Genomic DNA, 3,656 nt, shown 5'->3' with positions numbered 1-3,656 from the left:
ACGTAGTCCTGGGCGCACGTCAATTGCTCGGCCGACAGCGCGAAACGAAACGGTACACCCAACGGACCGGCGATTGCCGAGGCGACCGGTGCGAGGCCGTCACCGGCGGCATCGACCAAGGGCGCGAGTCCCACACCGAGGTCCGTGCGCGCGTCAGGGTGACGTGCCGCACGCAGTTGCGCAGCCAGGCGGTCCCGCGTGGCCTGGAAGGGAAGGGCGACGACATCCTTGCGCTGGGCCATCACGCGCTCCGACGGAAGCGAGCAGGTGTTCGGCGGCGGCGCACGTACTTAGCCATGGTCATCGGACGGTCCGGAGGAGGGTGGCGTGGGGAGCAGGACGGTGAGGGCGACGGGCAGCCCGTCCGAGCCGGTCAGATGCGCAGGACGACCCACGTCGATGACGGCGTCGACGAAACCGCAGGCGGATGGCGAGACATTGTCCTTTTGCAGCGTGTACACCACCGCGACGGCGGCGCGGCCATCGGCGCGCAGCGCCTTGACCACCGAGCTGACCGTGATCGTGCGGTACGGCGGATCGGCCAGACGCTCCTGGTGCTGGCTGTTGATATGGCCCACCAGGGCGAGATCAGCGTAGGCCCCGAGCTCACCCAGCTGCCAGACCAGGCGGACCTGGACCGCGGTGGGATCGGCTAGGTTGATGTCGGCGTCGTACACCATCTGCGTTCCGCAAGTCAGTTGCTGATGTTGCATTACGCGCAGCGCGGGAACGGCAGGCCGCGCTGACGACTGGGCGGCGGCGGCGGTGACCAGGACAAGGGCGCCCGACAGTGCGCAGACGAGATAAGCGGGGAGGGCGACGGAGTGGTTTCGCAACAGCGGCATCCGTGCAGGAGAGAGGATGCAGCGAGCGTAAGCTGCCTAACGACCTCTGACAAGTGGCATTGTCAGAGGTAGTTATTTATGGGAAATATGCCCTATGTATGGCATATTTTGTTGCGCCGCAGACCTTACGCGCGTAGCCTCGATGTGCCCTCCGTCGAGCGTCCGCCATGAATGATGCGAATCCCCTAGATGCGCTCGAACAGCAGGTGCGCGCCGCGTGGGAAGCCCGCTGCGGTGTTCGTCGCGGCCCGCTAGAACAGGCCGACGTCGACGCCATCGCCGAAGCCGCGTTCGCCCTGGAAGGGGTCAAGCCGACGGTGGAATTCATCCGCCGCATCGCCGGCGGCGGCTCGCCCAACACGATCCACCCCAAGCTCGATGCGTGGTTTCGCCAGGGCCGCGAGCCGGCACCGGCCGCCGCCGTCCCTGCCGAATTGCTCACCGTGTGGGAACGCCTGCAGGCCGATGCCACCCGGGTCGCCCAGGACGCGCTCGCCCCGACGCGCGCCGTGATCGCGGACGACCGAACCGCGCTGACCGCGGCTCAGGCGCAGTTAGCCGTGGATCAAGCGGCCCTCGCCGGCGAGCGCGCGACCACCGAGCGGGTCGTCACCGCCCTACGCGAGGAGTTCCAAAGCCTGCAGGCGCGTAACCAGACGTTGCAGGTCGAGCTTGCCCGGCTCAGTGATCAAGCCCGCGACGCAGCCGAGATGATCGGGCAGCGAGATCGCGAAGTGGAGCGGTTGAAGCGTGAGGGGGCCACGGCCGCGGCCGAGCACACTCGCCTCAGCCGCCTGTTGGCCATGACCGACGATCGCTGCGCCGCTCAGCAGGCCGAGCTGGAGGCCGCACGCGTGGCTTCGCTTGCGAGTGAGGCACGGATCCTCGCGCTGCAGGCAGAAGCCGCCGAGTCTGCCGCCGCACTGGCTGACGCTCAGGAAACGGCCGCAGCCCAGGGCCGCGACCGCGACTCGGCGCAGAGCACGGTCGCCACCCTGACCGCGCGCGTTGGTCAGCTCGAGCACGCCTTTCAGCTCGGCCAGGCCAAAGCCGACGCCGAGGCCGCCTTGCGCGACCGTCTGGAAACCGAACTCGCACGCGAACGCGCCGCGCTGACCGAGGCGGTGACCAGGCAAGCGAGCGCGACGGACGACCGCACCGCATTGCTAGCGACCTTGGACGCGGTGACCGCGGAACGAGATCGCCTGCATGCGAGCATGGTGATGCTCGCCCAACCAGCGCCACTGCCTCCCACAGGTTGACCGTGTAGGCGCATCCCTACAGACGCAAGGTCCACCGTGGGCGCACACTTGAGTAGTTGCCGGACCAATAATGCCCATGGGGATGGACATGCGTCTAAAAGGCTTTGCCGTCGAGAATTTCCGGTTGTTGCGCAAAGCTGTCGTCGGTCTGGAAGAACGGACCACGTTGATCGTGGGTCGAAATAATTCGGGAAAGACCTCCGTCGCCGAGCTGTTTCGACGCCTGCTCAGCGAGAAGACCTTGTCGTTCCGGATGGAGGACTTTTCGCTGGGCTGTCATGAGCAGTTCTGGCACGCCTATGGCCACTTCAGGGCGGGGAACGCCGTCACCGATGTAGTTGCTGCGCTACCGTCGATCCGGGTCACTCTAGACATCGTCTATGACGTCGACGCACCGGACCTGGGGCCGCTGAGTGACTGCATTATCGATTTGAATCCGGACTGCCACACCGCACGGCTGGTCCTTACTTACGGCCCCGAGCCGACGGCGCCGGTAGCGCTGTTCGCGGACATCACCTGGGTCGACGACCTGCTCGCCAATCGCAGCGCCCTGTTTCGGGCACTGCCAGCCCGAGTGACGGATGCTTACACCGCGACGCTGGAAGCGGTGGATCCCAACGACAACACCAACCGCAAAGTCTTGGATCTCAAGACGCTGTCCGCACTAGTCCGTGGGGGATTCATTAATGCCCAACGCGGCCTGGACGATGACACCCACCGCGAGCGCGACGTGCTCGGCAAGGTCATCGAGGTACTCTTCCAGTCGGCGCTCACCGACCCGGTAGACGCGGAAAGGCGAACCACGGCCGAGCAGCTGAAAGCCGCGGTCGAGACGATTCAGGACCGATTGCACGCCGACTTCAACGCAAAGGTCACCTCGCTATTGCCCACGTTCGATCTATTTGGCTACCCCGGGCTTGCCGACCCTGGCTTGATCACCGAGACCAACTTCGATGTCGACAGGCTACTGAAGGACCACACCAAAGTCCGCTATGCCGGCGTCAATGGCCTGACCCTGCCGGAAAGTTATAACGGCCTGGGCGCACGCAATCTCGTCTACATGTTGCTTCAGCTGCTGCGATTCTTTCGCGAGTTCCAGAGCAGTCCAGCCGCCGCCGGGGTGCATCTGATCTTCATCGAAGAGCCGGAGGCGCATCTGCACCCACAGATGCAAGAGGTTTTCATACGGCAGCTCGATGAGATCGCGAAGGTCTTCGTCGCCGAACTGAATGATGGTAAGCCGTGGCCCGTGCAGTTCGTCGTCAGCACGCACTCCTCGCATATGGCGAACGAGGCGCGATTCGAAACCATGCGCTACTTCCTGGCGACCACTGATGATGCTGGATTGCGCCAGTCCGAGGTGAAGGACCTCCGGGATGGCATGAGCGACACCCCCGCTCCCGATCGCGAGTTCCTACATCAGTATCTCACCCTGACCCGATGCGATCTGTTCTTCGCCGACAAGGCCGTCCTAATCGAAGGAACCGCCGAGCGCTTGCTACTACCCATGATGATTTGCAAGACCGACGACACGGCGGCAGGGCAACCT

The 3,656-nt window shown here is 64.7% G+C and carries 4 protein-coding genes; 2 read left to right on the top strand and 2 right to left on the bottom strand.

The window, feature by feature from the left end; all coding sequences use genetic code 11:
* On the bottom strand, nt 1-242 hold a 242-nt coding region (locus tag AC1DT2_RS17965; protein ID WP_477297835.1), incomplete at its 3' end, for a hypothetical protein.
* Nucleotides 243-290: 48 nt separating this feature from the next.
* The gene (locus AC1DT2_RS17960) at nt 291-836 is read right to left on the bottom strand and encodes a hypothetical protein (RefSeq protein ID WP_477297833.1); all 546 of its coding nucleotides are present in this window, start codon (nt 834-836) and stop codon (nt 291-293) included.
* A 176-nt stretch (nt 837-1,012) separates the two neighbouring features.
* On the opposite strand from AC1DT2_RS17960, the gene AC1DT2_RS17955 reads away from it, so the two are divergent.
* Both AC1DT2_RS17955 and AC1DT2_RS17950 read left to right on the top strand, forming a co-directional pair.
* On the top strand, nt 1,013-2,107 hold the full coding sequence (locus AC1DT2_RS17955) for a DNA-binding protein (RefSeq protein WP_477297831.1): 1,095 nt from the start codon (nt 1,013-1,015) through the stop codon (nt 2,105-2,107).
* An 88-nt stretch (nt 2,108-2,195) separates the two neighbouring features.
* On the top strand, nt 2,196-3,656 hold a 1,461-nt coding region (locus AC1DT2_RS17950; protein WP_477297830.1), incomplete at its 3' end, for an ATP-dependent nuclease.

The sequence above is a fragment of the Luteibacter sp. P4_E6 genome (genome assembly GCF_056401535.1).
Note: the sequence above shows the minus strand (reverse complement) of the source record. Positions and strands in the feature narration are given on the sequence as shown.

What these genes read in the sequence shown, in the direction of transcription:
- AC1DT2_RS17955 (WP_477297831.1), top strand. Translation starts at nt 1,013, where the DNA reads ATGAATGATGCGAATCCCCTAGATGCGCTCGAACAGCAGGTGCGCGCC.